This window comes from Streptomyces sp. NPDC001514, from assembly GCF_053597075.1.
In genome coordinates, this window is record NZ_JBSFHO010000015.1 from 55,899 (window position 1) to 79,333 (window position 23,435).

24 protein-coding genes are annotated in these 23,435 nt (G+C 72.0%); 6 read left to right on the plus strand and 18 right to left on the minus strand.

Translation table 11 applies throughout. The features are described 5' to 3' along the window. Positions 1-84 precede the first annotated feature (84 nt). Positions 85-1,083 carry a polysaccharide deacetylase family protein gene (locus tag ACWCXB_RS17720; RefSeq protein ID WP_450723808.1) on the minus strand — a complete coding sequence of 333 codons (999 nt, stop codon included), beginning with the start codon at positions 1,081-1,083 and terminating at the stop codon, positions 85-87. 25 nt (positions 1,084-1,108) lie between these two features. Between ACWCXB_RS17720 and ACWCXB_RS17725 the strand changes: the two genes are divergently transcribed. After that, complete coding sequence (locus ACWCXB_RS17725) at positions 1,109-2,380, plus strand: class I SAM-dependent methyltransferase (protein ID WP_450723810.1); 1,272 nt, start codon at positions 1,109-1,111, stop codon at positions 2,378-2,380. Positions 2,381-2,472: 92 nt separating this feature from the next. Here ACWCXB_RS17725 and ACWCXB_RS17730 read toward each other — a convergent pair whose 3' ends face one another. The 8 genes from ACWCXB_RS17730 to tsaB all read right to left on the minus strand — a co-directional run bounded on the left by ACWCXB_RS17730 (position 2,473) and on the right by tsaB (position 8,571). Next, complete coding sequence (locus ACWCXB_RS17730; RefSeq protein WP_450723812.1) at positions 2,473-3,129, minus strand: hypothetical protein; 657 nt, start codon at positions 3,127-3,129, stop codon at positions 2,473-2,475. A 33-nt stretch (positions 3,130-3,162) separates the two neighbouring features. Continuing rightward, on the minus strand, positions 3,163-4,437 hold the full coding sequence (locus ACWCXB_RS17735) for an RNA polymerase sigma factor (protein ID WP_450724009.1): 1,275 nt from the start codon (positions 4,435-4,437) through the stop codon (positions 3,163-3,165). Between the two features lie 147 nt (positions 4,438-4,584). Next, positions 4,585-4,941 carry a YciI family protein gene (locus ACWCXB_RS17740; RefSeq protein ID WP_450723813.1) on the minus strand — a complete coding sequence of 119 codons (357 nt, stop codon included), beginning with the start codon at positions 4,939-4,941 and terminating at the stop codon, positions 4,585-4,587. Positions 4,942-5,061: 120 nt separating this feature from the next. Further along, the gene (locus ACWCXB_RS17745) at positions 5,062-5,886 is read right to left on the minus strand and encodes a polysaccharide deacetylase family protein (protein ID WP_450724011.1); all 825 of its coding nucleotides are present in this window, start codon (positions 5,884-5,886) and stop codon (positions 5,062-5,064) included. 169 nt (positions 5,887-6,055) lie between these two features. Next, on the minus strand, positions 6,056-6,325 hold the full coding sequence (locus ACWCXB_RS17750; protein WP_450723815.1) for a hypothetical protein: 270 nt from the start codon (positions 6,323-6,325) through the stop codon (positions 6,056-6,058). Further along, the gene (gene tsaD, locus ACWCXB_RS17755) at positions 6,322-7,422 is read right to left on the minus strand and encodes a tRNA (adenosine(37)-N6)-threonylcarbamoyltransferase complex transferase subunit TsaD (protein ID WP_450723817.1); all 1,101 of its coding nucleotides are present in this window, start codon (positions 7,420-7,422) and stop codon (positions 6,322-6,324) included. The genes ACWCXB_RS17750 and tsaD overlap by 4 nt, the downstream gene beginning before the upstream one ends. After that, positions 7,415-7,921, minus strand: a complete 507-nt coding sequence (gene rimI / locus ACWCXB_RS17760; protein WP_450723819.1) for a ribosomal protein S18-alanine N-acetyltransferase — start codon at positions 7,919-7,921, stop codon at positions 7,415-7,417. The genes tsaD and rimI overlap by 8 nt, the downstream gene beginning before the upstream one ends. Beyond that, positions 7,918-8,571, minus strand: coding sequence for a tRNA (adenosine(37)-N6)-threonylcarbamoyltransferase complex dimerization subunit type 1 TsaB (gene tsaB / locus ACWCXB_RS17765; protein WP_450723821.1), 654 nt, complete (start codon positions 8,569-8,571; stop codon positions 7,918-7,920). The genes rimI and tsaB overlap by 4 nt, the downstream gene beginning before the upstream one ends. Positions 8,572-8,671: 100 nt before the next feature. On the opposite strand from tsaB, the gene ACWCXB_RS17770 reads away from it, so the two are divergent. Then, positions 8,672-9,235: a hypothetical protein gene (locus tag ACWCXB_RS17770; protein ID WP_450723823.1), complete on the plus strand. Its 564-nt coding sequence runs from the start codon at positions 8,672-8,674 to the stop codon at positions 9,233-9,235. Between the two features lie 85 nt (positions 9,236-9,320). On the opposite strand, the gene ACWCXB_RS17775 is transcribed toward ACWCXB_RS17770, so the two are convergent. The 5 genes from ACWCXB_RS17775 to ACWCXB_RS17795 form a co-directional block, all read right to left on the minus strand. Beyond that, entirely contained in the window at positions 9,321-9,509 is a 189-nt protein-coding gene (locus ACWCXB_RS17775; RefSeq protein WP_450723825.1) for a hypothetical protein, read from the minus strand. Between the two features lie 168 nt (positions 9,510-9,677). Beyond that, positions 9,678-10,190: a tRNA (adenosine(37)-N6)-threonylcarbamoyltransferase complex ATPase subunit type 1 TsaE gene (gene tsaE / locus ACWCXB_RS17780; RefSeq protein ID WP_450723827.1), complete on the minus strand. Its 513-nt coding sequence runs from the start codon at positions 10,188-10,190 to the stop codon at positions 9,678-9,680. 141 nt (positions 10,191-10,331) lie between these two features. Continuing rightward, on the minus strand, positions 10,332-11,522 hold the full coding sequence (locus ACWCXB_RS17785; protein WP_450723829.1) for an alpha/beta fold hydrolase: 1,191 nt from the start codon (positions 11,520-11,522) through the stop codon (positions 10,332-10,334). Positions 11,523-11,588: 66 nt separating this feature from the next. Next, positions 11,589-12,737, minus strand: coding sequence for an alanine racemase (gene alr, locus ACWCXB_RS17790; protein WP_450723831.1), 1,149 nt, complete (start codon positions 12,735-12,737; stop codon positions 11,589-11,591). A gap of 137 nt (positions 12,738-12,874) precedes the next feature. Beyond that, positions 12,875-14,308 carry an NAD(P)H-hydrate dehydratase gene (locus ACWCXB_RS17795; RefSeq protein WP_450723833.1) on the minus strand — a complete coding sequence of 478 codons (1,434 nt, stop codon included), beginning with the start codon at positions 14,306-14,308 and terminating at the stop codon, positions 12,875-12,877. 126 nt (positions 14,309-14,434) lie between these two features. On the opposite strand from ACWCXB_RS17795, the gene ACWCXB_RS17800 reads away from it, so the two are divergent. Together ACWCXB_RS17800 and ACWCXB_RS17805 are read left to right on the plus strand one after the other, a co-directional pair. Further along, positions 14,435-14,584 carry a hypothetical protein gene (locus tag ACWCXB_RS17800; RefSeq protein WP_450723835.1) on the plus strand — a complete coding sequence of 50 codons (150 nt, stop codon included), beginning with the start codon at positions 14,435-14,437 and terminating at the stop codon, positions 14,582-14,584. Then, entirely contained in the window at positions 14,581-16,026 is a 1,446-nt protein-coding gene (locus ACWCXB_RS17805; RefSeq protein ID WP_450723837.1) for an extracellular solute-binding protein, read from the plus strand. Before ACWCXB_RS17800 ends, ACWCXB_RS17805 begins: the two co-directional genes overlap by 4 nt. 48 nt (positions 16,027-16,074) lie before the next feature. Here the strand turns inward: ACWCXB_RS17805 and ACWCXB_RS17810 are convergent, their stop codons facing one another. Both ACWCXB_RS17810 and glmS read right to left on the minus strand, forming a co-directional pair. Next, positions 16,075-16,443, minus strand: coding sequence for a holo-ACP synthase (locus ACWCXB_RS17810; RefSeq protein WP_450723839.1), 369 nt, complete (start codon positions 16,441-16,443; stop codon positions 16,075-16,077). Next, complete coding sequence (glmS, locus tag ACWCXB_RS17815; protein ID WP_450723841.1) at positions 16,440-18,287, minus strand: glutamine--fructose-6-phosphate transaminase (isomerizing); 1,848 nt, start codon at positions 18,285-18,287, stop codon at positions 16,440-16,442. Before glmS ends, ACWCXB_RS17810 begins: the two co-directional genes overlap by 4 nt. A gap of 186 nt (positions 18,288-18,473) precedes the next feature. Between glmS and coaA the strand changes: the two genes are divergently transcribed. Together coaA and ACWCXB_RS17825 are read left to right on the plus strand one after the other, a co-directional pair. After that, positions 18,474-19,466: a type I pantothenate kinase gene (gene coaA / locus ACWCXB_RS17820; RefSeq protein ID WP_450723843.1), complete on the plus strand. Its 993-nt coding sequence runs from the start codon at positions 18,474-18,476 to the stop codon at positions 19,464-19,466. 10 nt (positions 19,467-19,476) lie between these two features. Next, on the plus strand, positions 19,477-20,424 hold the full coding sequence (locus tag ACWCXB_RS17825; protein WP_450723845.1) for a DUF389 domain-containing protein: 948 nt from the start codon (positions 19,477-19,479) through the stop codon (positions 20,422-20,424). Here the strand turns inward: ACWCXB_RS17825 and ACWCXB_RS17830 are convergent. Together ACWCXB_RS17830 and glmM are read right to left on the minus strand one after the other, a co-directional pair. Then, the gene (locus ACWCXB_RS17830; protein ID WP_450723847.1) at positions 20,413-21,804 is read right to left on the minus strand and encodes an alpha/beta hydrolase family protein; all 1,392 of its coding nucleotides are present in this window, start codon (positions 21,802-21,804) and stop codon (positions 20,413-20,415) included. The two genes, ACWCXB_RS17825 and ACWCXB_RS17830, sit on opposite strands and share 12 nt — an antisense overlap. 209 nt (positions 21,805-22,013) lie before the next feature. Beyond that, a complete protein-coding gene (gene glmM / locus ACWCXB_RS17835) occupies positions 22,014-23,372 on the minus strand; it encodes a phosphoglucosamine mutase (protein ID WP_450723849.1) in 1,359 nt (452 codons plus the stop codon). Positions 23,373-23,435: the final 63 nt, after the last annotated feature.

The following is a 23,435-nucleotide window of genomic DNA, read 5'->3' on the forward strand; positions in this document are numbered from 1 at the left end:
GCGGCAGCCGTCACGGGTGCGCCGGGGGCCAGGGCTACGGGCCGGAGAACGCCGTGCACGTCATCCCGTCCGCAGCCCGCCCCCTCACACGTAGTCCTCCAGCCGGGCCACGGCATAGCCCTTCGCGGTAGCGACGTTCATGACCTGCCGGATCAAGTCGGGCATGCTGCCCTTCCACTGCTCCTTGCCGCGGAAGTGCGTGAGGATGATGTCGCCGGGGTGCAGCGTGTGGTCCCACTCCCGCCACTCCATGTGGTCGGGGAACGCCTCCTCGGCCCACAGCGGCACGGCCTTCACCCCGCACGACTTGGCGGCCCTCAGCGTGTCCTCGTTGTAGCTCCCGTACGGCGGCCGGAAGAGCCGGGGACGCTCCCCGAACCGCTTCTTGATCTTCCTCTGCTGCCCGCAGATCTCCTCCTTCTGCTTCTTGTACGAAAGCGCGGGCAGGTACGGGTGGGTGAGGGTGTGGTTGTTCAGGGAGACACCGCGGTCCTGCATCTCCTCGAAGTACTCGTAGTCGTCCCGAATGAGGTAGTCGCTGAGGAACGCGCTGTACGGGATGTCCAGCTCGCTCATCATCCTCAGCAGCTCGGGGTCCTTCTCGGCCCCGTCGTCGATCGTGAGGAAGACGACCTTCTCCTTCGTCGGCACGGTCGTGAAGACGGGCGGCAGTCCCTCGTGGTCGTCGACCTCGAAGCCCTTGCGGGTGGTGATCGTGGGCTTCTCGGCGGGCGGCGGGGGTGCGACGAGCGGGGGCTTGTCGAGCCCCCAGCGCTTGGCGGCCGCGACCCGGGCGGCGTAGGCCTTCTTCGTCCGTCTCGCGTAGTCGGAGAGCGCCCCGGCCGAGCCGGGGGCCCCCTGTGGCCCGCCATGGGCGGCGGGCTTGGGGGCTCGCGGATCCGTGGTGGCGGTACCGGACGGCTCGGCCGCACAGGCGGAGCCGGCAGCGGCGATGAGCAGTGCGGCCAGCACCGCGCGGTGGCGCTGCCGGTACAGGGCCGCGCGCCGGTCCCGGCGGGGCTGCCGCGCGCGCCCGTTCCACCAGGTCGGCACTGCGGCCCAATCCGGTGATCGTTTTCGCATATTTCCCTTTTGTCGTACTGGCTCCATGGCGCCGCATCCTGTCAGCGCAGCCCCGCCACGACGGCCCGACACCGCCGCCCGGCGCCGCACCATCCCCCGCCTGGCCGACAATGGCCGGGTGAACGACGCCTCCTTCCCCCACCTCGGACCGCTGCTCGGCGACGAGGGACAGGCCCTGCTCGCCGCCCTGCGCGACTACGACCCGGCCCAGGAGCTCGCCCTCGCGACCCGGCTGCGCCGTGATCACCCGGCGGAGCTTGTCTCGGCGGCGCTCGCCCAGGCGCGGCTGCGGCAGCGGGCGGTGGCGAAGTTCGGCGCGGAGGACGCGTTCCGCATGTACTTCACGCCCAACGGCGTCGAGCAGGCGACGCGCACGTCGGTCGCCGCGTACCGCGCCGGACGCCTCCGCGCCCTCGGCGTACGCTCCGTGGCGGACCTGTGCTGCGGCATCGGCGGCGACGCGATCGCGCTCGCCCGCGCCGGGATCTCCGTCCTCGCGGTCGACCGCGACCCGCTCACCGCCGAGACGGCCCGCACCAACGTCGAGGCCCTCGGCCTGGCCGGACTGATCGAGGTCCGCTGCGAGGACGTCACCGAGACCGACACCTCGCCGTACGACGCGGTCTTCGCCGATCCGGCCCGCAGGGGCGGACGGGGGCGGATCTTCGATCCCGAGGCCTACTCCCCGCCGCTGTCCTGGGCGACCGGTGTGGCCCGCACGGCCCGGCACGCGGCGCTCAAGATCGCCCCCGGCATCCCGCACGAGGCGGTCCCCGAGGACGCCGAGGCCGAGTGGATCTCGGACCACGGAGATGTGAAGGAGGCGGTCCTCTGGTTCGGCACCGCCCCCGGCACCCGCCGCGCCACCCTCCTCCCCTCCGGCGCCACCGTCACCTCCCGCGGCCTCCCGAATCCCGCCGTCCGCAAGCTCGGCCGCTATCTGTACGAGCCCGACGGCGCCGTCATCCGCGCGCATCTCGTCGCCGAGATCGCCGAGGACCTCGCCGGCGGCCTCGTCGACGAGACGATCGCGTACATCACGGCGGACGAGCTCCGCCCGACGCCCTACGCCACGGCCTACGAGATCAGCGACGAACTCCCCTTCAACCTGAAGAGGTTGAAGGCCCTCCTGCACGAGCGCGAGGTCGGCAACCTGACGGTCAAGAAGCGCGGCTCGGCGGTCGAGCCGGAGGAGGTCCGCCGCAAGGTCAAGCCGAAGGGCCCGAACGCGGCGACGGTCTTCCTGACCCGCGTGGCGGGCGCGCCGACGATGCTGATCGGCGGACCGGTGGCGTAATCCGGCGGCGCAGCGGGGGTCATCCACGCCTCGGGCCGCAACCCTCGTCCCTGTGTGCCGGCGGTGAGCGTGCCGGATCGCCCCGCGGGCGGTCAGTGGTGCGCGCCGCCGGGCGCCTTCGCAGGTGGTGCGGCCGTGGTGAGGCGGACGGCCCAGCGGTAGTGGGCCACCGCCTTCGTGGCGCCGATCAGGCCCGCCACCCAGAGGATGACGCCCACGCCCATCAGGTACGCGACCTCGCCGTACGTCGAGCTGCCGGGGCGTGCGGTCGCCGGGGTCGCGAAGGAGAGCCAGAGGCCGAAGGCGCCGGTGAGGAAGGAGACCAGGAACCAGCACAGGCTCGGGCCGGGCGCGCGGAAGCGGACGTCGCCCGCCGGATCGCGGTCCAACGAGGCCCACTGGGTGAGCAGTTCACGGAGGCGGCGGTCGCGCCGGATGCCGGAACCGACCGCGAGACCGCCCGCGACCATGATCCCGACACCGATCGCTCCGCCGAACACCATGACGAGCAGGGTCAGAGGATCGACGAGGCCGTGCCCCAGCGAGGTCAGTCCGGCGCCCACGAAGCCCCAGCCCAGTTGCAGCACAGCGACCACGAGCAGGAACCACAGCAGCCTCGGCACCCCGAGGAGCCGCTTGACGAGGTCCCCCAGCACCACCGCCCGGTCGGCGAGCAGTGCATCGCGGTCGGGCCATGTGCGTATGTGCTCGGGCGGCGGTGGTGGCGGCAGAGGGTTACGGCGGGACATGTCCCGAGACTACCGGCGGTTGATCTTGTCTCGTCAGTCGCCGGCGACCTCGCCCGCGCGCGCGAGCAGCAGCTCACGCTCCCGGGCGTTGCGGGCCAGCGACGCCGCCCGCTCGAACTCCGTCCGGGCTTCGGCGGTACGGCCCAGGCGGGCGAGCAGATCCCCGCGCACGCTCGGCAGCAAGTGGTAGTCCCTCAGGGCGGGTTCGACTGCGAGGAGGTCCACGATCGCGAGACCGGCCTCAGGCCCTTCGGCCATGGAGACGGCGACCGCGCGGTTCAACTCGACGACCGGGGACGGGGCGACGGCGGCGAGGCGCCGGTACAGCGCGGCGATGGTGGCCCAGTCCGTGTCCTCGTACGTCACGGCCTGCGCGTGGCACGCGGCGATCGCGGCCTGGAGGGCGTACGGGCCGGGCGGGCCGCCCGCGGCGTTCGCACGGCCGAGGGCCGCGAAGCCGCGGCGGATGAGGAGCTGGTTCCAGCGGCGGCGGTTCTGGTCGGCGAGGAGAACGGGCTCGCCGTCGGGTCCCGTGCGGGCCGTCGTACGGGAGGCCTGGAGCTCCAGGAGCGCGGCGAGGCCGTGCACTTCGGGCTCCTTGGGCATGAGGCCGGTGAGGACGCGGGCGAGCCGCAGGGCGTCCTCGCACAGCGCGGGGCGCAGCCAGTCGTCGCCGGCGGTGGCCGCGTAACCCTCGTTGAAGATGAGGTAGATGACCTCGAGCACCGAGGAGAGGCGGTCGGCGCGGTCCTCGCCGTACGGGACCTCGAAGGGCACGCTCGCCTTCGCCAGGGTCCGCTTGGCGCGCACGATGCGCTGCGCGACGGTCGGCTCGGGCACGAGAAAGGCCCGGGCGATCTCCTCGGTGGTGAGGCCGCCGAGCAGGCGCAGCGTGAGCGCGATGCGCGCCTCGGCGGAGAGGACCGGGTGGCAGGCGGTGAAGACGAGCCGCAGCAGGTCGTCGTCGATGTCGCCGGGGCCGCTGACCAGGTCGGCGGGATCCGGTTCGTACGCCGCGGCCGCCGTCTCCAGGTCGCGGCCCATCTCGGCGAGCTTGCGCGCGTATGTCTCACGGCGGCGTACGAGATCGATCGCGCGGTGTTTCGCGGTGGCCATGAGCCAGGCGCCCGGGTTGTCCGGGACGCCCGACTCCGGCCACTGCTCCAGCGCGGCGACCAGAGCGTCCTGCGCGAGTTCCTCGGCGATACCGATGTCCCGGACGATGCGGGTCACGCCGGCGATGATCCGTGCGGACTCGATCCGGAAGACGGTCTCGACGGTCTCGGCTGTCTCAAGGGTCTCGGCGATCTCGGCTGTCTCAACGGTCTCGGCTGTCTCAACGGTCTCGGCTGTCTCCGCGGGTTCGCCGGTCCCACCGGTCCCGCCGCCGACTGCGTTTCGTGCGCTCACGGGTACCCATCAGAGCACCCGCGCGGCGCAGCGGCAATCGGCGGCTCAGCCCTCGACGATCTCGCGGATCTCGGAGGTGACGTTCCAGTGGGCCTCGTGGATCTGCAGGAAGCGCTTCGTCCACTCCAGGGCCTCTGCCTTGTCCTTGGCCTGGATGATCGCGTAACCGCCGACGACCTCCTTGGACTCCGTGAACGGTCCGTCGGTGACGGTGAGCTTTCCGCCGGACCAGGTGACGCGGGTGCCCTGCGAAGTCGGGGTGAGCCCGGCGGTGTCCAGCAGGACGCCGGCCTTGGTCATCTCCTCGATCAGGTTCCCCATCCGCTCCATGAGCTCATGGCTGGGGCCCTCTGCGGGGGCCTCGGCCTCGTTGACACGGACCATCGTCAGATAGCGGGGCATGGTGACTCCTCGGGTCGGGTCGGCGGGGGCTGTTCCCCGCCTCTCACCCTGTACGTCGAACGGGAGTCGGGCCGATCGACACGGCGGCCCAAGTTTTTTGCACGCGGTCCTCGACGCTTCTCACAAGTAGTCCTCGAGGCGCGCGACCGTGAAGCCCTGCTCCTGGATGCGGCGCAGCATGTTCGCCGTCATCTCGGTCATCGTCCTGCCCTTCAGCTCGGAGGGCCCCCGGAAGTGGGCCAGGACGATGTCGCCGGGGTGCAGCTTCCTGTCGCCTCGCTGGTACTGCATGTTCTTGATCTGCATGGACTCGCGCCACAGCACGATCGCCTCGACGCCGCAGGCCTTGGCGGCGGCGCGGGTGTCCTCGTTCCAGTTGCCGTAGGGCGGGCGGAAGAGGCGCGGGGCGGTTCCGTAGTGCCGTTCCAGCCTGTTCTGCTGGCCGCAGATCTCCCGCTTCTGGGCGGCGGCGCCCAGGGTGCGCAGGTTGGGGTGGGTGAGGGTGTGGTTCTGTACGCCGTTGCCGAGCCGCTGCAGCCGCTCGAAGTAGCCGTAGTCACTGGCGATGGCCGCGTCGGTGAGGAACATCGTGAAGGGGATCTTCAGCTCGCTCATCATCGTCACGAACTCCGGGTCCTTCTCGGCCCCGTCGTCGACGGTGATGAAGACGACCTTGTCCTTGGTCGGGATCTCACTGATCACGGGTATCTCACCGCCCTGGCGCAGCATGACCGGCTTCTTCGCGGGCGGGGCGGGCGGCGCGGCGAGCGGCTCGAGGCCCCACTTGCGGTAGGCGGCCGCGGTGTCGGCAGCTGCTCCGGGCGCGGAGCCGTGCCCGGTCGCGCTCGGTGACGCGCTCCCGGGCGCGGCCGCGGACGCGGTGGACGAGGGCGGGGTGGACGACGCCTCCGAGGGGGTCGAGCACCCCGATATCAGCCCGGACATCAGCCCTGCCGCGAGCAGTACCCCGGCAGCCCGCCGCCGCCCCGCGATGTTCCCGCCCACCCCAGCACCTCATGTCCGTACGCCTGAACCGGTTCGCCCTGCTTGATGGCCGAACGGCGCACGGGGTTGCGTGCGGGGGTGCGGGATGTTGCGTGCGGGGGTGCGGGATTCAATCCCTGGGGAAGTCGAGCGACTCGAAGCGCCAGCGGTGCACCGGCCGCGTGATCAGGTCCGTGGCCGGCTCGGGGAGTTCCGGCAGCTCGGCGCCGTCCCCCGGCGTCTCCCACCAGGTCAGCACCAGGACCCGCTCACCCGGCGCCCGGAAGGTCTCCCTCCGCAGGGGCACGGCGTCGAGGGTCCGCGTCCGCGCCCACTCCAGCAGCTCCGGGCCCCGCCCCTCGGCCGCCCGCGCCTCCCACATCAGCGTGACGACCGTCATGAGTACAGGTTGTCCTTGCTGATCTCGTGCACATGGTCGTGGTCGTGGTGCTGGACGCCCGGCACATGAGGGTCCGTCACCGGCAGCGAGGAGTCGGCGGACAGCTCCCAGTCCGAGGCCGGCCGGTTCCTGGCGACCATCTCCGCGCCGAGCGCCGCGACCATCGCCCCGTTGTCCGTGCACAGCTTCGGCCGCGGTACCCGAAGCCGGATCCCCGCCCGCTCGCAGCGCTCCTGCGCGAGCGCGCGCAGCCGCGAGTTGGCCGCGACACCGCCGCCGATCATGAGGTGGTCGACGCCCTCCTCCTTGCAGGCCCGCACGGCCTTCCGGGTCAGCACGTCCACCACGGCCTCCTGGAAGGACGCCGCGACATCCCGTACGGGCACGTCCTCGCCCGCGTTCCGCTTGGCCTCGATCCAGCGGGCGACGGCCGTCTTCAGCCCGGAGAAGGAGAAGTCGTACGCCGGGTCCCGCGGGCCGCTCAGCCCGCGCGGGAACGCGATCGCCGTCGGGTCGCCCTCCTTCGCGAGCCGGTCGATGACCGGACCGCCCGGGAAGCCCAGGTTCAGCACCCGCGCGATCTTGTCGAAGGCCTCGCCCGCCGCGTCGTCGATCGTCGCGCCCATCGGCCGTACGTCGCTCGTGATGTCCGGCGCGAGCAGCAGCGACGAGTGGCCACCGGAGACCAGCAGGGCCATCGTCGGCTCGGGCAGCGGGCCGTGCTCCAGCTGGTCGACGCAGATGTGCGAGGCCAGGTGGTTCACCCCGTACAGCGGCTTGTCCAGCGCGTACGCGTACGCCTTCGCCGCCGACACGCCCACCAGCAGCGCCCCGGCGAGCCCGGGGCCCGCCGTGACCGCGATGCCGTCGAGGTCGCGGGCGGTCACGCCCGCGTCCTTCAGGGCGCGCTCGATGGTCGGGACCATCGCCTCCAGATGCGCGCGCGACGCGATCTCCGGCACGACCCCGCCGAAGCGCGCGTGCTCGTCGACGCTGGAGGCGACGGCATCGGCGAGCAGGGTGGTGCCGCGGACGATGCCGACGCCGGTCTCGTCGCAGGACGTCTCGATGCCGAGGACGAGCGGTTCGTCAGCCATGGTTATCGGTTCCTTGTACGTCGTGTACGTGTAGGCGCATGACGAGGGCGTCGATGTTGCCGGGCTGGTAGTAGCCGCGGCGGAAGCCGATCGGCTCGAAGCCGAACCGCTCGTACAGCTTCTGGGCGCGGGTGTTGTCCACGCGCACCTCCAGAAGCACCTCGTCGCATTCGAAGGCGGTGGCGTGCTGCAGCAGATCGGTCAGGAGCCGGGCCCCGAGTCCGGTGCCCCAGTGGTCGCGGGCGACGGCGATGGTCTGTACGTCACCCAGTCCGCCGGCCGCGGCGAGGCCCGCGTACCCGACGATCCGGCCGTCCGCGGGATCGTCCGCGACGACATAGCGGCGGGTGGCGCGCGGGCCGCGGGAGTGCGCCAGCTCGGACCAGAACATCCCGGGCGACCAGGCGTCCTCGGGGAAGAGGTCGTGCTCGAGGCTCAGTACCGGCTCGATGTCCCACCACCGCATCTCGCGCAGCACAGCGGCGGTCGTGGTGGTCATTTCGGTGTGACCACCTTGTAGTTCTTCGGGACCTGCGCGTCCGGGCGGCGCAGATACAGCGGCCGCGGCGGCAGCAGTTCCTCGCCCGCGGCCAGCTTCTCGGCGGCGAGCGACGCGAGGGCGGCGGCCGACTGGTGCTCGGGGCCGCGGACGTCCGGGAACGTCTCGGGGTACAGCAGCGCCCCGGCACCGACCGCCGGAAGCCCGGCGACCTCGTCGGCGATCTCGGCGGGACGGTCGACGGCCGGCTCGCTCACCCGGGTGCGGAAGCCGTCGTAGCGCGCCCAGTAGACCTCCTTGCGGCGCGCGTCCGTCGCCACCACGAAGGGCCCGTCGAGCCAGGAGGCGTACGCGAGCCCGTCGAGCGTGCACAGGCCGTGGACCGGGACCCCGAGCGCCGAGCCGAACGTCGCGGCGGTCACGAGTCCGACGCGCAGCCCCGTGTACGGTCCGGGGCCGACGCCGACCACGAGGTCCGTGACGGAGGCGAGTTTGAGCCCCGCGTCGGCGAGGACGCGGTCGACGGCGGGCAGCAGCAGCTCCCCGTGCCGGCGCGCGTCGGTCGAGGTGGCCTCGGCGACGACGGAGCTGCCGTCGTGGAGGGCGACGGTGACGGCGGGGGTGGCGGTATCCACGGCGAGCAGAAGCACGCAAACAGCCTACGGCCACGCGCGGGGGGCACGGTTCCCGTACCGTCCTGCCGCTCCTGCTACCGTCAGCCCGGTACGTGCGTGCGAGAGGGGAGCGAAGGTGGCAAGGAGCAGCTCGGGAACGGTGGCCGGGCTCACCGCTGCGGCCCTCGCCGTGGTCGCGTTCCTCGCCTACCAGGCCTCGGCGAACGTGCCCGAGACCCTCAAGAAGCCCTCCGTCGCCGGTGTGTCACCCGCCGAACGCCCCTCCGGCAGCGCGGCCGAGCAGCCGCGGAAGAACCCGCTGGACCTGCCGCCGGACTCCGGTAAGGGCATGCGCGTCGTCTACGCACTGGGCGAACAGCGGGTCTGGCTCGTGGACGAGAAGGGGCAGCCCTCGCGGACCTTCCCGGTCATGCCGAGCACGGTGAGCCCGCCGCCCGGCGCGTACGTCGTGACCTCGCGGAGCGGCAGCATCCGCGGATCGGACGGAGCGCAGATCGAGCACGTCGTGCGGTTCGCGAACGTCGACGGCGTGCACGTCGGGTTCAGCGCCGCGGTGGACGGGTCGATGGAGAGCCCGGACCCGGAGAAGAAGACCGGCGGCGTGCGGATGAAGCGCGCGGACGGAAACGCGATGTGGACGTTCGCGACGATCGGCTCCAAGGTCGTCGTCGTTCCGTAGCACCTACGACCGAACGGCTGCAGCACCTACTGCCGCACGGCCGCACACGCGCGTGCGCCACTCGTACGTACACCACTCGTACGGGCTACGCGGCGTCGCGCCGCTCCTCCCGCCGGCCGGCCTCGGCAGACTCCGCCTTCTCCGCGTCGCGCTGCCGCGGCGGAGTGGAGACCGCACTGGCCGCCGCGCACGACGCCAGCAGATCCCGCATCGAGAAGGCCGACGGTGACCGCGGCCGCGACTGCGGCTGCGCTTCGCGCTCGGACGCCGACATGAATGCCTCCTGGGGCTCCGGGGGCAGGCGAGGTTAGGTAGACCTAACCAGGTCGTGGTATCCATGTGACCACGCCCGGAGCGGCGGACGCAACAGTTTGCCGACGTCTTGTCGGAACGTTGTCGGAAAAGACCAATGCTTCCGCGCGGGCAGAACCCGTCGGGCCGGTCAGGCCGTGAGCCCCTCGAGCCCCGCGTCCTCCCAGCGCGCCCCGACACCCGTCAGGGTGACCGTGCGGCGCTCGTCGTCCGTGTTGCCGACGACCCGGTGGATGACCACGTGCAGACGGTCGTCGGACAGCTCCTCGACCTTGCCGTCACCCCACTCCACGACCACGACCGACTCGGGCAGCGAGACGTCGAGGTCGAGGTCCTCCATCTCGTCGAGCCCGCCGCCCAGGCGGTACGCGTCGACGTGCACCAGAGCAGGGCCGCCGACCAGCGAGGGGTGCACGCGGGCGATGACGAAGGTCGGGGACGTGACGGCGCCGCGCACACCCAGGCCCTCACCGAGCCCGCGCGTCAGCGTCGTTTTGCCCGCGCCGAGCTCACCGGAGAGCAACACCAGATCGCCGGGCCGCAACAGCTTCGCGAGCCGGCGGCCCAGCTCCTGCATCTGGTCCGGGGAGGTGAGGGTCAGACGAGTGGCGGCCTCAGCCGCCGGGCTGTGGGTTGCTTCCATCTGTTTCCCATTCGCTGCGCCGACACTGATCGCCGTGCTAGCTTTTTCTCGCCTTTTCGGAGGCCGGTTCGGGCTGGACCGCAACCCGTTTGGGTTGGAAGTCCGCCGCGCCAGCGGTGGACGGAGTCACACGTGCCAACGTTAGCCGCACGGCAGGAGCACCCCGACACGCGCCAGCAGATCGGCCAGCCGGTCCGTGACCGTTTCGGGGTGCTCCAGCATCACCAGATGCCCGGCGTCCGGCACGATCACCAGCTCCGAGTCGGGCAGCAGATCCGCGATCCCCTCGCTGTGCGAACTGGGCGTGACCAGGTCCTTGTCCCCGGCCAGGACCAGCACCGGGACCTCCTGGAAGACATCGAGCGCGTCGGCCTTGTCGTGCTCCTGGAACGCCGGGTAGAACTCGGCGACCACATCGATCGGGGTGCCCTCGATCATCCGCTCGGCGAACCGGGCCACGGCCGGGTCCACGTCCTTCGAGCTGAACGAGTACCGCTTGATCAGGCCCGCGAACAGGTCGGCCGTGGCCCTGCGGCCCCGCTCGACCAGTTCCGCCTGCGAGCCGAGCGCCTTCAGGACCCCCGGCAGCACGCGCCGTACCACGTTCACGCCCGCCACCGGCAGGCCGTAGTTCACCTCGCCGAGCCTGCCCGCCGACGTACCGACGAAGGCGACGCCGACGACGCGCTCCCGGATCAGCTCGGGGTACGCGTCGGCCAGGGCCATCATCGTCATGCCGCCCATGGAATGGCCGACCAGCACCAGCGGGCCCTCGGGCGCGGCCGCTTCGATGACCGCCTTGAGGTCGCGGCCCAGCTGGTCGATGGAGACCGGCACACCGTCGGGACCGGACTGGGAGGCCCCACGGCCGGAGCGGCCGTGGCTGCGCTGGTCCCAGTGGACCGTGCGGACCAGGCCGCGCAGGGCGGCCCGCTGGAAGTGCCACGAGTCCTGGCTGAGGCAGTAGCCATGGCTGAAGACGACGGTGACCGGCGCGGGTGACTTGCGGCCGAACAGCCGGCGCCTGCGCGGCGCCGCGCCGCCCGCCTCCGGGTCGACCTCGTCGATCTCGTAGTAGAGCGCCGTGCCGTCGTCCGCGGTGGCCCGGCCGGGGGTGCCGCGAAGCCCACCGTAGGGACCGGAGGCGTCCAGGGCGAGCCGGGCCTTGCGCCGCATACCGCGGCCCACGGTCATGCGCTCTATCGCGACGCCCGCCGCCGCACCGGCGGCGATCACCCCTATGGCGGCGCCGGCGAAGCCCGCCCGGCGCCAGTTGCCCGTGGCGGCGTCGGTCATCGCCGCCGCCACGTCCCCCGCGCTGTTCTCGCTCACCGTGCCGCTCCTACAGGTCCAGGTCTCAGTGGTCCAGGTCTCAGTGGTCCAGGTCTCAGGGTCTCGTCACTGCTCGTCGATGTAGACGCGCGGGACGCGCGCGCCGATCCGGGTGACGATCTCGTACGCGATGGTGCCGGCGGCCTCGGCCCAGTCCTCGGCGGACGGCTCGCCACGGTCGCCCGGGCCGAACAGCACCGCCTCGTCCCCCTCCTGGACGGTGCCGCCGTCCGGGCCGAGGTCGACCACGAACTGGTCCATCGCGACCCGGCCCGCCACGCGCCGCACGCTGTCCCCGACCAGCACCGGGCCGCGGCCCGACGCGTGCCGGGGGATGCCGTCCGCGTAACCGACGGGGATCAGGCCCAGCGTGGTCTCGCCCTCCGTGACGTAGTGATGCCCGTAGCTGACTCCGTGGCCCGCCGGGACGTGCTTGACGAGCGCCACGGAGGCCTTGAGCGTCATGACGGGCCTGAGCCCGAAATCGGCCGGTGTGCCCAGTTCTGGGCTGGGCGAGATGCCGTACACCGCGATGCCCGTGCGCACCAGGTCGAAGTGCGTCTCGGGAAGGCTCAGTGTGGCCGGGGAGTTGGCGATGTGCCGGACCTCGGGCTCGATGCCCTCCTTCTCGGCGTACGCCACCAGATCCTTGAAGACGGCCAGTTGGGCGGCGATGGAGGGATGCCCCGGCTCGTCCGCGCACGCGAAGTGCGACCACAGGCCCGTGACTTCGACCGTGCCCGCCTCCTCGGCGGCGCGCGCGGCGGCGACCAGCTCCGCCCAGTCGGCCGGCGGGCAGCCGTTGCGCCCGAGGCCGGTGTCGGCCTTGAGCTGGATACGGGCCGGGCGGCCCGCCTCGCGCGCGGCGCGGGTGACCTCGCGCAGCGCCCACAGGCCGCTCACCGCCATGTCCAGGTCGGCCTCGATGGCGTCGCGCCAGGGCCCGCCGGGCGTCCACAGCCAGCACAGCACCCGGCTGCGGATCCCGGCCGCCCGCAGCGCGAGCGCCTCCTCGGGCGTCGCGGTGCCGAGCCAGGTCGCGCCCGCCTCGAGCGCGGCCTTCGCACAGGGCACCATCCCGTGTCCGTACGCGTCCGACTTCACCACGGCCATCACGGCAGCGCGGGGCGCCCGCGCGCGCAGGGCGCGGACGTTGGCGCGCAGCGCGGCGAGGTCGATCTCGGCGCGGGCTCGAAAGGGTGCGTTCTGAGTCATCGCCGTCAGTCTCTCAGAGCCCCACGACAGAGTTCGTACGGCAGCGACCACGAGTGGCCCTGGTCACCCGCGTGACGGGTCGGACCTCGTGGTTTCGTACGACAAGCATCCGGAACGGGTGGGCCGGCGCCCGTCCGTCAGGGCGTCCTCGTGTCGCGCCAGGCGCGTGGAATCGCCGTGGCCACGTCATGGGCCGAGACCGGGGCGTCGTGGGATGCGAGTCGGGCGGCGAGCCCATGCAGATACGCGGCCACCGAAGCGGCGTCGAACGGTGCCAGGCCCGCCGCGAGCAGGGAGCCGGCCAGCCCGGACAGCACATCGCCGCTCCCCGCGGTGGCCAGCCAGGAGGTGCCGGTCGGGTTCACCCGGACCGGGCGGCGCGGATCGGGGCTCGTCACGAGGGTCGTGGAGCCCTTGAGCAGCACCGTCGCCCCGTACTGCGCGGACAGCGCCCGCACGGAGGCCAGCCTCGCCCCCTCGACCTCCGCGCGCGACACGCCGAGCAGCGCGGCGGCCTCACCCGCGTGGGGGGTGAGCAGCGTCGGGGCGGAACGGGCGCGCACGGCGGCCGGGTCGAGGCCCCTGAGCCCGTCCGCGTCGACCAGCACCGGTACGTCGGAGTCCAGTACCTCGTCCACGCCGGGCCCGTCGCCCAGGCCGGGACCGACGACCCAGGCCTGGACGCGGCCCGCCTTCGACGGGGGCCAGCCGTGGACCAGCGCCTCCGGGAAGCGGGCGATGACGGCGTCGGCGCCCGGGCCCACGTACCGCACGGCGCCCGCGCCGCCGCGCAGCGCGCCCGCCACGGCGAGCACGGCGGCGCCCGGGTAGCGCGGGGACCCGGCGACGACGCCCACGACCCCGCGCCGGTACTTGTCGCTCTCCGCGGCGGGCACCGGCAACAGCTGGGCCACGTCCGCGTGTTGCAGGGCCTCCAGCTCCGGCACCGACGGCAGATGCGGCTCGAGCCCGATGTCGACGAGCCGGACGGCGCCCGTGTACTCGCGCGCGGGGTCGATCAGCAGGCCCGGCTTGTACGTACCGAACGTGACGGTCGCATCGGCCCGCAGCGCCTCCCCCGCGACCTCGCCCGTGTCCGCCTCGATCCCGCTCGGCAGGTCGACGGCGACGACCACGGCGTTGGATCCGCGCGCCGCGCGTGCGACCGGCACGGCGTCGGGCCGCAGGCCGCCGCGGCCGCCGATGCCCGTGATCCCGTCCAGGACCAGGTCCGCCACCGCCAGCACCTCGTACGGGTCGTCGGCGACCCGGCCCCCGGCCTTCACGAGTGCCGCAAGACCGGCCCGATGGGCGCGGTCGGGGCTGAGCAGCACGGCGTGCACGGCGGCGCCGCGCCGGGCGAGTCTGGCCCCCGCGTACAGCGCGTCGCCCCCGTTGTCCCCGCTGCCCGCGAGCACCACGACCCTGGACCCGTACACCCGCCCGAGCAGACCGGCGGCCGCGGCGGCGAGGCCGGCGGCGGCGCGCTGCATGAGCGCGCCCTCCGGCAGCCGGGCCATCAGCTCGGCCTCGGCGGCCCGTACGGTCTCGACGCTGTAGGCATGACGCATGGTCAGCAGTCTGCCGCGATTTCCCTCTCCCCGGGGGCTGCCGCCCCCGAACGGCCGTGTGCCGGGCCGTGGCCGCAGGGCCTGTCCGATCTCTCCCCGCACCTCAACAGGAAGGTTCCTGTCCTCATGGCGTCCCTGGACAGCGGCGGATGCGACAAGGGCAAGCCGGATGCGGCCATCTCCGAGGCGAGCGGCGGGCGTTGCCTGGACACGAGGAGCGATCTCGTCGCGGCACTGCGGGACGAGGTCGCCAGGACCGGAACGGGGGAGGAATGACGAGGCGAACGAGGCGCACGAGCGGAAGGCGCCATGTCGTCGGCGCCCTTGGCCTCGCCCTCCTCCTCGCCGTCGGCGCCTGCACCGGCGACGGCGGGGCCGGCACCGACGGCACCGGCAACCCCGGAGCCACGGGTGCCGCGGAGCCCGCGGGCGACATCGTGGTGGCCAGCGGCCGTGACGTCACCGGCAGGGGCGGCATCCGCCAGCAGCTCATCGACGAGTGGAACCGGCGGCAGGCGGGGAAGGGCCACCGGGCCCGCCTGGTCGAGCTGTCGGGCTCCGCCGACCAGCAGCGCAGCCAGCTGCTGGGCGCGCTCCAGTCCGGCAGCGCGGAGTACGACGTGGTCAATCTCGACGTGACCTGGGTACCGGAATTCGCGGAAGCGGGTCTCGTCCGGCCACTGCCCGACGGCCTGGTCGACGGGGATGTCATCGAGTCCGTTGCCGCCACGGCCCGCTGGAACGACAAGGTGTACGCCGTTCCGTTCAACAGCGACGTCGGGCTGCTCTACTACCGGCACGACTACCTCAAGAAGGCGGGCGTGACGGACACCGACCTCGGCAAGGTCACCCGGTGGTCCGAGATCCAGCAGCTGATCGACACTCTCGACGACGCGGGCCAGAAGGTGCCGGCCGGCTACGAGAAGGGCTGGACGACGCAGCTCGACGCGTCGTACGAGGGCCTCACCGTCAACGGCATCGAGGCGTTCGCCTCGGCCACCGACGGCTTCTCCCTCACCGACGGTGACGGCCGCTACGCCGGTTCGGTGACGGACCTGCAAGCGGGGCTGGACGAGCTGCGCAACCGCGCCCAGGCCCCGTACACCCTCGGGGACGCCATCCACTCCGACGAGGCCCGGTCGCTCACCGACTTCGCCGACGGCCGCACCGCCTTCCTGCGCCACTGGCCGTACGCCTACGGCTCCCTGCACCAGACGCTCTCCGACCAGCAGCTCGGAGTGGTCCCGCTGCCGGGCAGGGCGGTGCTGGGCGGCCAGAACCTGGCCGTGACCCAGGCGTCGCAGCGGAGCGCCACCGCACAGGAGCTGATCGAGTTCCTCACCAGCAGGGAGAGCGAACGCTGCCTGCTCAACGCGGGGTTCGCGGCGACCAGGGTGTCCGCGTACGACGACGACGGCCTGACCTGCGAGTCGGTGCGGCCGCCCGGCACGGCAGGCCCGTCCCCGTCCACCTCCCCGTCCGGCGAGACCACCGACCGGATGCCGCGGGACGGGTACGGCCGTCCCGCGTACGCACGCACCATCCTGCTGCCCGCACTGCGGAACGCCGTCCAGCGCCCCCGCACCCCGCTCTACGGCGCCTTCACCCAGACCTTCGCCGCCGAGCTGGGAAGGCTGTTCGGTGACAGCCCGCCCTCCGCCGCACAGCTCGCCAAGGCCCTGGACGAAAAGCTGGCGAAGGCGCTGCCCCGAGGGTGACGCCACGGCGTCACCCTCGGGGCACACGTCCGTCCGGCACGGGGGACGTCACCCCTCCGCGATCACCACCGCCGACGCCACGCCCGCGTCGTGGCTGAGCGAGACGTGCCAGGAGCGCACCCCACGCGCCTCCGCAGCCGCCGCGACCGTTCCCCGCACCCGTAGCCGCGGCTGCCCGGACTCCTCGACGTACACCTCGCAGTCCGTCCAGAGCAGCCCGGCCGGTGCGCCCAACGCCTTCGCGACCGCCTCCTTCGCGGCGAAACGGACCGCGAGCGAGGCGACTCCTCGCCGCTCCCCGCTCGGGAGGTGCAGCTCGCTGTCGAGGAACAGCCGGTCCGCCAGCCCCGGCGTCCGCCGCAGCGCATCGTCGAACCGGTCGATCTCGGCGACGTCGATCCCCACCCCGATGATCATTCGACGGTGACCGACTTCGCCAGGTTGCGCGGCTGGTCCACCTCATTGCCCCGGGCCGTCGCCAGCTCGCACGCGAACACCTGCAACGGCACCGTCGCGACCAGCGGCTGCAGCAGCGCGGGCGTCGCCGGGATCCGGATCAGATGATCCGCGTACGGCGCCACCACCTCGTCACCCTCCTCCGCGATGACGATCGTCCGCGCTCCCCGCGCCCGGATCTCCTGGATGTTCGACACGATCTTGTCGTGCAGCACGGACCGGCTCCGCGGCGACGGCACGATCACCACCACCGGAAGGTCCTCCTCGATCAGCGCGATCGGCCCGTGCTTGAGCTCGCCCGCCGCGAAGCCCTCCGCGTGCATATAGGCGAGCTCCTTGAGCTTCAGCGCTCCCTCGAGGGCGACCGGGTACCCCACGTGCCGCCCCAGGAAGAGCACGGTGTTCTTGTCCGCCAGGGACCGGGCCAGCTCCCGCACCGGCTCCATCGTCTCCAGGACCCGGTCGACCTCGTCCGCGATCTTCGACAGCTCGCGGACGACCGCCTGGATCTCGTCGCCCCACTTGGTCCCCCGGACCTGCCCCAGGTACAGCGCCACCAGGTAGCACGCCACCAGCTGCGTCAGGAACGCCTTCGTCGACGCGACGGCGACCTCGGGGCCGGCATGGGTGTACAGCACCGCGTCGGACTCCCGAGGAATCGTCGACCCGTTGGTGTTGCAGATGGCCAGGACCTTCGCGCCCTGCTCCCGCGCGTGCCGCAACGCCATCAGCGTGTCCATGGTCTCGCCGGACTGCGAGATCGCGATCACGAGCGTCCGCTGGTCGAGGATCGGGTCCCGGTAGCGGAACTCGCTCGCCAGCTCCACCTCGCACGGAATACGCGTCCAGTGCTCGATCGCGTACTTGGCGATCATCCCCGCGTGGAAGGCCGTACCGCACGCCACGATGACCACCTTGTGCGCTTCCCGCAGCACCGCGGCCGGAATCCGCACCTCGTCCAGCGTCAGCGACCCGCTCGCGTCGATCCGCCCGAGCAGCGTGTCGGCGACCGCCTTCGGCTGCTCGGCGATCTCCTTGAGCATGAAGTAGTCGTAGCCGCCCTTCTCCGCGGCGGAGGCATCCCAGTCCACGTGGTACGTCCGCACCTCGGCCGGCGCACCCTCGAAGTCGGTCACCGTGACGGCGTCGCGCCGCAGCTCGACCACCTGGTCCTGCCCCAGCTCGATCGCCGACCGCGTGTACGCGATGAACGCCGCCACGTCCGAGGCCAGGAAGGCCTCCCCCTCCCCCACGCCGACCACCAGGGGCGAGTTGCGGCGGGCACCCACGACCACGTCGGGCTCGTCCGCGTGCACCGCGACCAGAGTGAACGCGCCCTCCAGCCGCCGGCACACCAGCCGCATCGCCTCCGCCAGCTCACCGCAGGACGAGAACTCCTCGGCGAGCAGATGCGCCACGACCTCGGTGTCGGTCTCGGACGCGAGATCGTGCCCGCGCTCGGTCAACTCGGCCCGCAGCGCCGCGAAGTTCTCGATGATGCCGTTGTGCACGACCGCCACGCGCCCCGCGTTGTCCAGATGCGGATGCGCATTGGCGTCGGTCGGCCCGCCGTGGGTGGCCCACCGGGTGTGCCCGATGCCCGTCGAACCGCTCGGCAGCGGCCGGTCGACCAGCTCCTTCTCCAGGTTCAGGAGCTTGCCCGCCTTCTTGGCCGCGGCCAGCCCGCCGTCGGCCAGCACGGCGACGCCCGCCGAGTCGTACCCCCGGTATTCGAGCCGCTTGAGCCCCGCGATGACGACATCGAGCGCGGACTGCGCTCCCACGTAACCCACGATTCCGCACATGGCCGCAGCCTACGGCGTGCACCGCGCGCCGCCCCGGACCCGGGGTGCGGCTGTCCCGGCCGACCGCCCGCCCACCCGCAACTGTGACGTACGCCACCGACATTCCTGCCCGGCGTGTCCACAGACGCCCCCCGGCGTGAGCGACGCCACGCCGCACTCCGTCCGGCCTGGACCGACAATGAGCATGTGATCACTTCGCCGCCACGAAGCCGCAGGGCCGACAGGACAGAGACGTCCCCCTACGTCGACCTCACCCGGGAGGAGTGGAGCGCCCTCCGCGACAAGACTCCGCTCCCGCTGACCGCAGCCGAGGTCGAGCAACTGCGCGGGCTCGGTGACGTCATCGACCTCGACGAGGTACGGGACATCTACCTGCCGCTCTCCCGGCTGCTCAATCTGTACGTCGGTGCCACCGCCAATCTCCGCGGCGCGCTCAACACCTTCCTCGGCGACGCGGGCAACGGCCACGGCACCCAGCGCGGCACGCCCTTCGTCATAGGCGTCGCGGGCTCCGTCGCCGTCGGCAAGTCCACGGTCGCCCGTCTGCTCCAGGCCCTGCTCGCCCGCTGGCCCGAGCACCCGCGCGTCGAACTCGTCACCACCGACGGGTTCCTGTACCCCATGAAGGAGCTCCAGGACCGCGGCCTGATGTCGCGGAAGGGTTTCCCCGAGTCGTACGACCGGCGCGCACTGACCCGCTTCGTCGCCGACATCAAGGCGGGCAAGGACGAGGTCACCGCCCCCGTCTACTCGCACCTCATCTACGACATCGTGCCCGGCGAGCGCCTCACCGTCCGCCGCCCCGACATCCTCATCGTCGAGGGCCTCAACGTCCTCCAGCCCGCGCTCCCCGGCAAGGACGGCCGCACCCGGGTCGGACTCGCCGACTACTTCGACTTCTCCGTCTACGTCGACGCACGGCCCGAGGACATCGAGCGCTGGTACCTCAACCGCTTCCGCAAGCTCCGCGAGACGGCCTTCCAGGACCCGTCCTCGTACTTCCGGAGGTACACCCAGGTGTCGGAGGAAGACGCGCTCGACTACGCCCGCACCATGTGGCGCACGATCAACGGCGTCAATCTGATGGAGAACGTCGCCCCGACCCGGGGACGTGCCACGCTGGTCGTGCGCAAGGGCCCGGACCACAAGGTCCAGCGCCTGTCCCTTCGCAAACTCTGAGGAGCGCCGCGTGCTGCACCTGCGCCTGATCGTCCCGACGGACCGCACCGACGAGGTCGTTCGTACCGTCGAGAAGACGGTCGGTACGGCCCATCTCGCCGTGGTGACGGGCGCCGCCCGCAACCCTTCGGGCGATCTGGTCCTGTGCGACGTGGCACGCGAGGCCGGCGACGAGCTGATCGGCCGCCTCCGGGAACTCGGCCTGGACAGGGACGGCTCCATCGCCGTCGAGAACATCGACCTGTCGCTGTCCAAGCGCGCCGACAAGGCGGAGGAAGAGGCTCCGGGCGAGGGCGCGGACGCGGTGCTGTGGGAGCAGCTGACCGACGCGACCCACGAGGAGTCGACGCTCTCCTTCACGTACATGGCGTTCCTGACGCTGGCGACGATGATCGCCGCGTGCGGTGTGGTGCTCGACAACGCGATCCTCATCGTGGGCGCGATGGCCGTCGGCCCCGAGTTCGGGCCGCTCGCCGGCTTCAGCACGGCAGTGGTGCAGCGCCTGCCGCGGCTGGCGTGGCGCTCACTGGTGGCGCTGATCGTGGGCTTCGCCGCGGCGATGCTGCTCACGGTCGGCTTCAGCTACTTCATGAACGGCATCGGCCTCTTCGAGCGCTCGATGCTGGAGGCGGACCGGCCCAACACCGCCTTCATCTACGCCCCCGACGAGTTCTCCTTCGTCGTCGCCGTCCTCGCGGGCATCGCCGGCACCCTCTCGCTGACCTCGGCCAAATCGGGCGCCCTGGTCGGCGTGGCGATCTCGGTGACGACGGTCCCGGCCGCGGCGAACGCGGCGGTGGCCCTGAGCTACAGCGAGTACGGCCAGGCCTGGGGCTCCAGCGAGCAGCTGCTGCTCAATCTGCTCGGCATCATCCTCGCCGGGACGCTCACGCTGTACACCCAGAAATGGCTGTGGAAGAACCAGCGGCGGCGTACGGCGAGGAACTCAGCGGCCTGACAGCGTCTCCCGCAGCCAGTCGAAGACGACCTCGCAGTGCAGCTGCGGGGCCATCGGGGAGCAGTGCAGCTGCGCGCCCTGGGCGGTGGTGAGCTTCACGTAGTCCTTGGGGGCGGTGAGCTTGTCGAACATCTGGCGCGGCTGACCGGGATAGAACTGCTCGTCGTCGTAGTCGAGGACCAGTGTGGGCGCCTTGATGCGGCCGACGATGTCCGTGATCTTCATCGACTCGATGAGCTTGGCCGGTGTGTAGAAGTCGGTGAAGATCTTGCCTTGTCTGGCGGCCAGCATCGCCGGGATCGAGAAGGGCTCGAAGCGCTTCTTCACCGTCGCTGCATCGGCCGGAGGCAGCTCGGGGACGACCTCCTTGTTCCAGATGTCGTTGGTCTCCTGTTTGCTCGGCCCGAGGATCTCCCGGAGCTCCGGAGGGAAGCCCAGCCAGGGATCCACACAGCCGGGCATCGCCACCAGAGCGGCGATCCTGCTCTCGAAGGCCGCGGCCCGGGGTGCCAGGTCACCCCCCATGCTCAGCCCGGTCAGGGCGATCTTGCCGGTGTCGACGTCCGGGCGGCCGGAAAGCCAGTCGACGAGCGGGGTGACCACCTTCTCCCAGGTCGGCGTGAAGACCACCTGGTCGACGAAGAGCAGCTGCCCCTGGCCGGGCCCGTCGTAGACGAGAGCGTTCCAGCCGCGGTCCAGAGCGGCCGCGACACCGTAGGTCCACATGTCGACGTTCTGTCCGTCGCTGCCGTTCGTGAGGATCACGGTGGGGCGGCGCGTAGTGGACTCGTCCGGCCGGAAGAACCACACCGGCAGCGGCGTCTTCCCGTACGGGACGTTCGCCTTCACCGGTGCCGGGTCGCACAGATCGCAGAACTTGTCCCAGGCGCCGCGCCCGGCCTTGTACAGCTGCTCCTCGCTGCCCGGGTTCTCGGAGCCAAGGACGAAGAACAGCGCCTGGCCGTAGTACTGCGCGGCCCGCAGCGCACGGAAGCGCGTGGTCTGGTCGTCGGGCTTGCTGTCCTCGGGCGCCTCCATCAGCTGGTCGCCGAGCTTCCTGAAGGTCTCGACGTACGTCTGCGAGGACAGGCCGGCCTTGTTGATCGCGTTCACGGCGGTGAGCACCTCACCGACCTCAGCGCCGCCGAAGCCGGACCCGCCGAGCGCGAGGAGCCCGCTGAAGTTGAACGCCGGGTCCTTGAAGAGCGTCATCGCTCCGGGCGTCGGACCGCCCGCGCCGGCGGGGGCCGACGCCGTGGGGCTCGGGCTGGATGTGGGCGCCGCGTCCGAACGCGTACACCCGGCGACCATCGCGGCCCCGCCGACGAGCCCGGCAAGCGCGGCGCGCCGACTGGGCCGCTCCCTGGATACGTCCGTCATACGACCCGAACGTACGAGCCTCAACCACCGGCGCCCACCGCGCCACACCCCGACTCGCCCGAACGGCGGAGCGTTGCCGTCTGCAGCCCGGTGCCGGAGGGCGGACTACCACCCACAGCAGCCGCACCCGGCACCGGCCAAGCCCACGGCACCGGCCAAGCCCGCACCCCGCCAGGGGGTACCCGCAGGGGGCACCCCCTGCGGAGACGTCAGCCCAGCGCCGACTTCACCTCGTCCGCCAGCCGCCCCGCCACCGACCGCGCCTGGTCGATGTCCGCGGCCTCGACCATCACGCGGACGAGAGGCTCGGTGCCGGACGGGCGCAGCAGCACCCGGCCCGTGGAGCCGAGCTCGCGCTCCGCGTCGGCGACCGCCGCCGCCAGCTCGTCCGACGTCGCGACGCGCGACTTGTCGACGTCCGGGACGTTGATCAGGACCTGCGGCAGGCGGTCCATCACACCGGCCAGCTCCCCCAGCGAGCGTCCCGTCGCCGCGACCCGCGCCGCCAGCATCAGACCGGTCAGCGTGCCGTCGCCCGTCGTCGCGTGGTCGAGGACGATGACATGGCCGGACTGCTCGCCGCCGAGCGCGTACCCCTCGGCCTTCATCGCCTCCAGGACGTAGCGGTCGCCGACCGCCGTCTGCACGAGTTTCACGCCCTCGCGCTCCATCGCCAGCTTGAAGCCGAGGTTCGACATCACGGTCGCGACGACCGTGTTCCCCCGCAGCGTGCCCGCCTCGCGCATGGCCAGGGCCAGCACGGCCAGGATCTGGTCGCCGTCGACCTCGTTGCCCGCCGCGTCGACGGCGAGGCAGCGGTCGGCGTCACCGTCGTGGGCGATACCGAAGTCCGCGCCGTGCTCGACGACCGCGGCCTTCAGCAGATCCAGGTGCGTGGACCCGCACCCGTCGTTGATGTTGAGCCCGTCCGGCTCCGCGCCGATCGTCACGACCTCCGCGCCCGCCCGCGCGAACGCCTCGGGCGAGACCCGGGCCGCGGCGCCGTGCGCCTCGTCGAGGACGACCTTGAGCCCGTCGAGCCGGTTCGGCAGGACCGCGATCAGATGGGCGACGTACTTGTCGAAGCCCTCGTCGTAGTCCCGTACGCGGCCGACCCCGGCGCCCGTCGGCCGGTCCCACGGCGCGCCGGTGCGGTGCTCCTCGTACACGGCCTCGATACGGTCCTCCAGCTCGTCGGCCAGCTTGTGGCCGCCGCGGGCGAAGAACTTGATGCCGTTGTCGGGCATGGCGTTGTGGCTGGCGGAGAGCATCACGCCGAGGTCGGCGCCCAGCACACCGGTGAGGTACGCCACAGCGGGGGTGGGCAGCACACCGACGCGCAGGACGTCCACGCCCGCGCTCGCGAGACCCGCCACGACGGCGGCCTCCAGGAACTCCCCGGACGCACGGGGATCACGCCCGACCACCGCCGTCGGCCGATGGCCCTCGAACGTGCCCGCCTCAGCGAGCACGTGCGCCGCCGCGACCGACAGACCGAGCGCGAGCTCCGCCGTCAGATCCGCGTTGGCGACACCGCGCACACCGTCCGTGCCGAAGAGTCGTCCCACTGGTGTCCTCCGAAAATGCTCCGAAAACGCGAGCCTCTTAGCGCTTTCCTGTGTTTATACGCC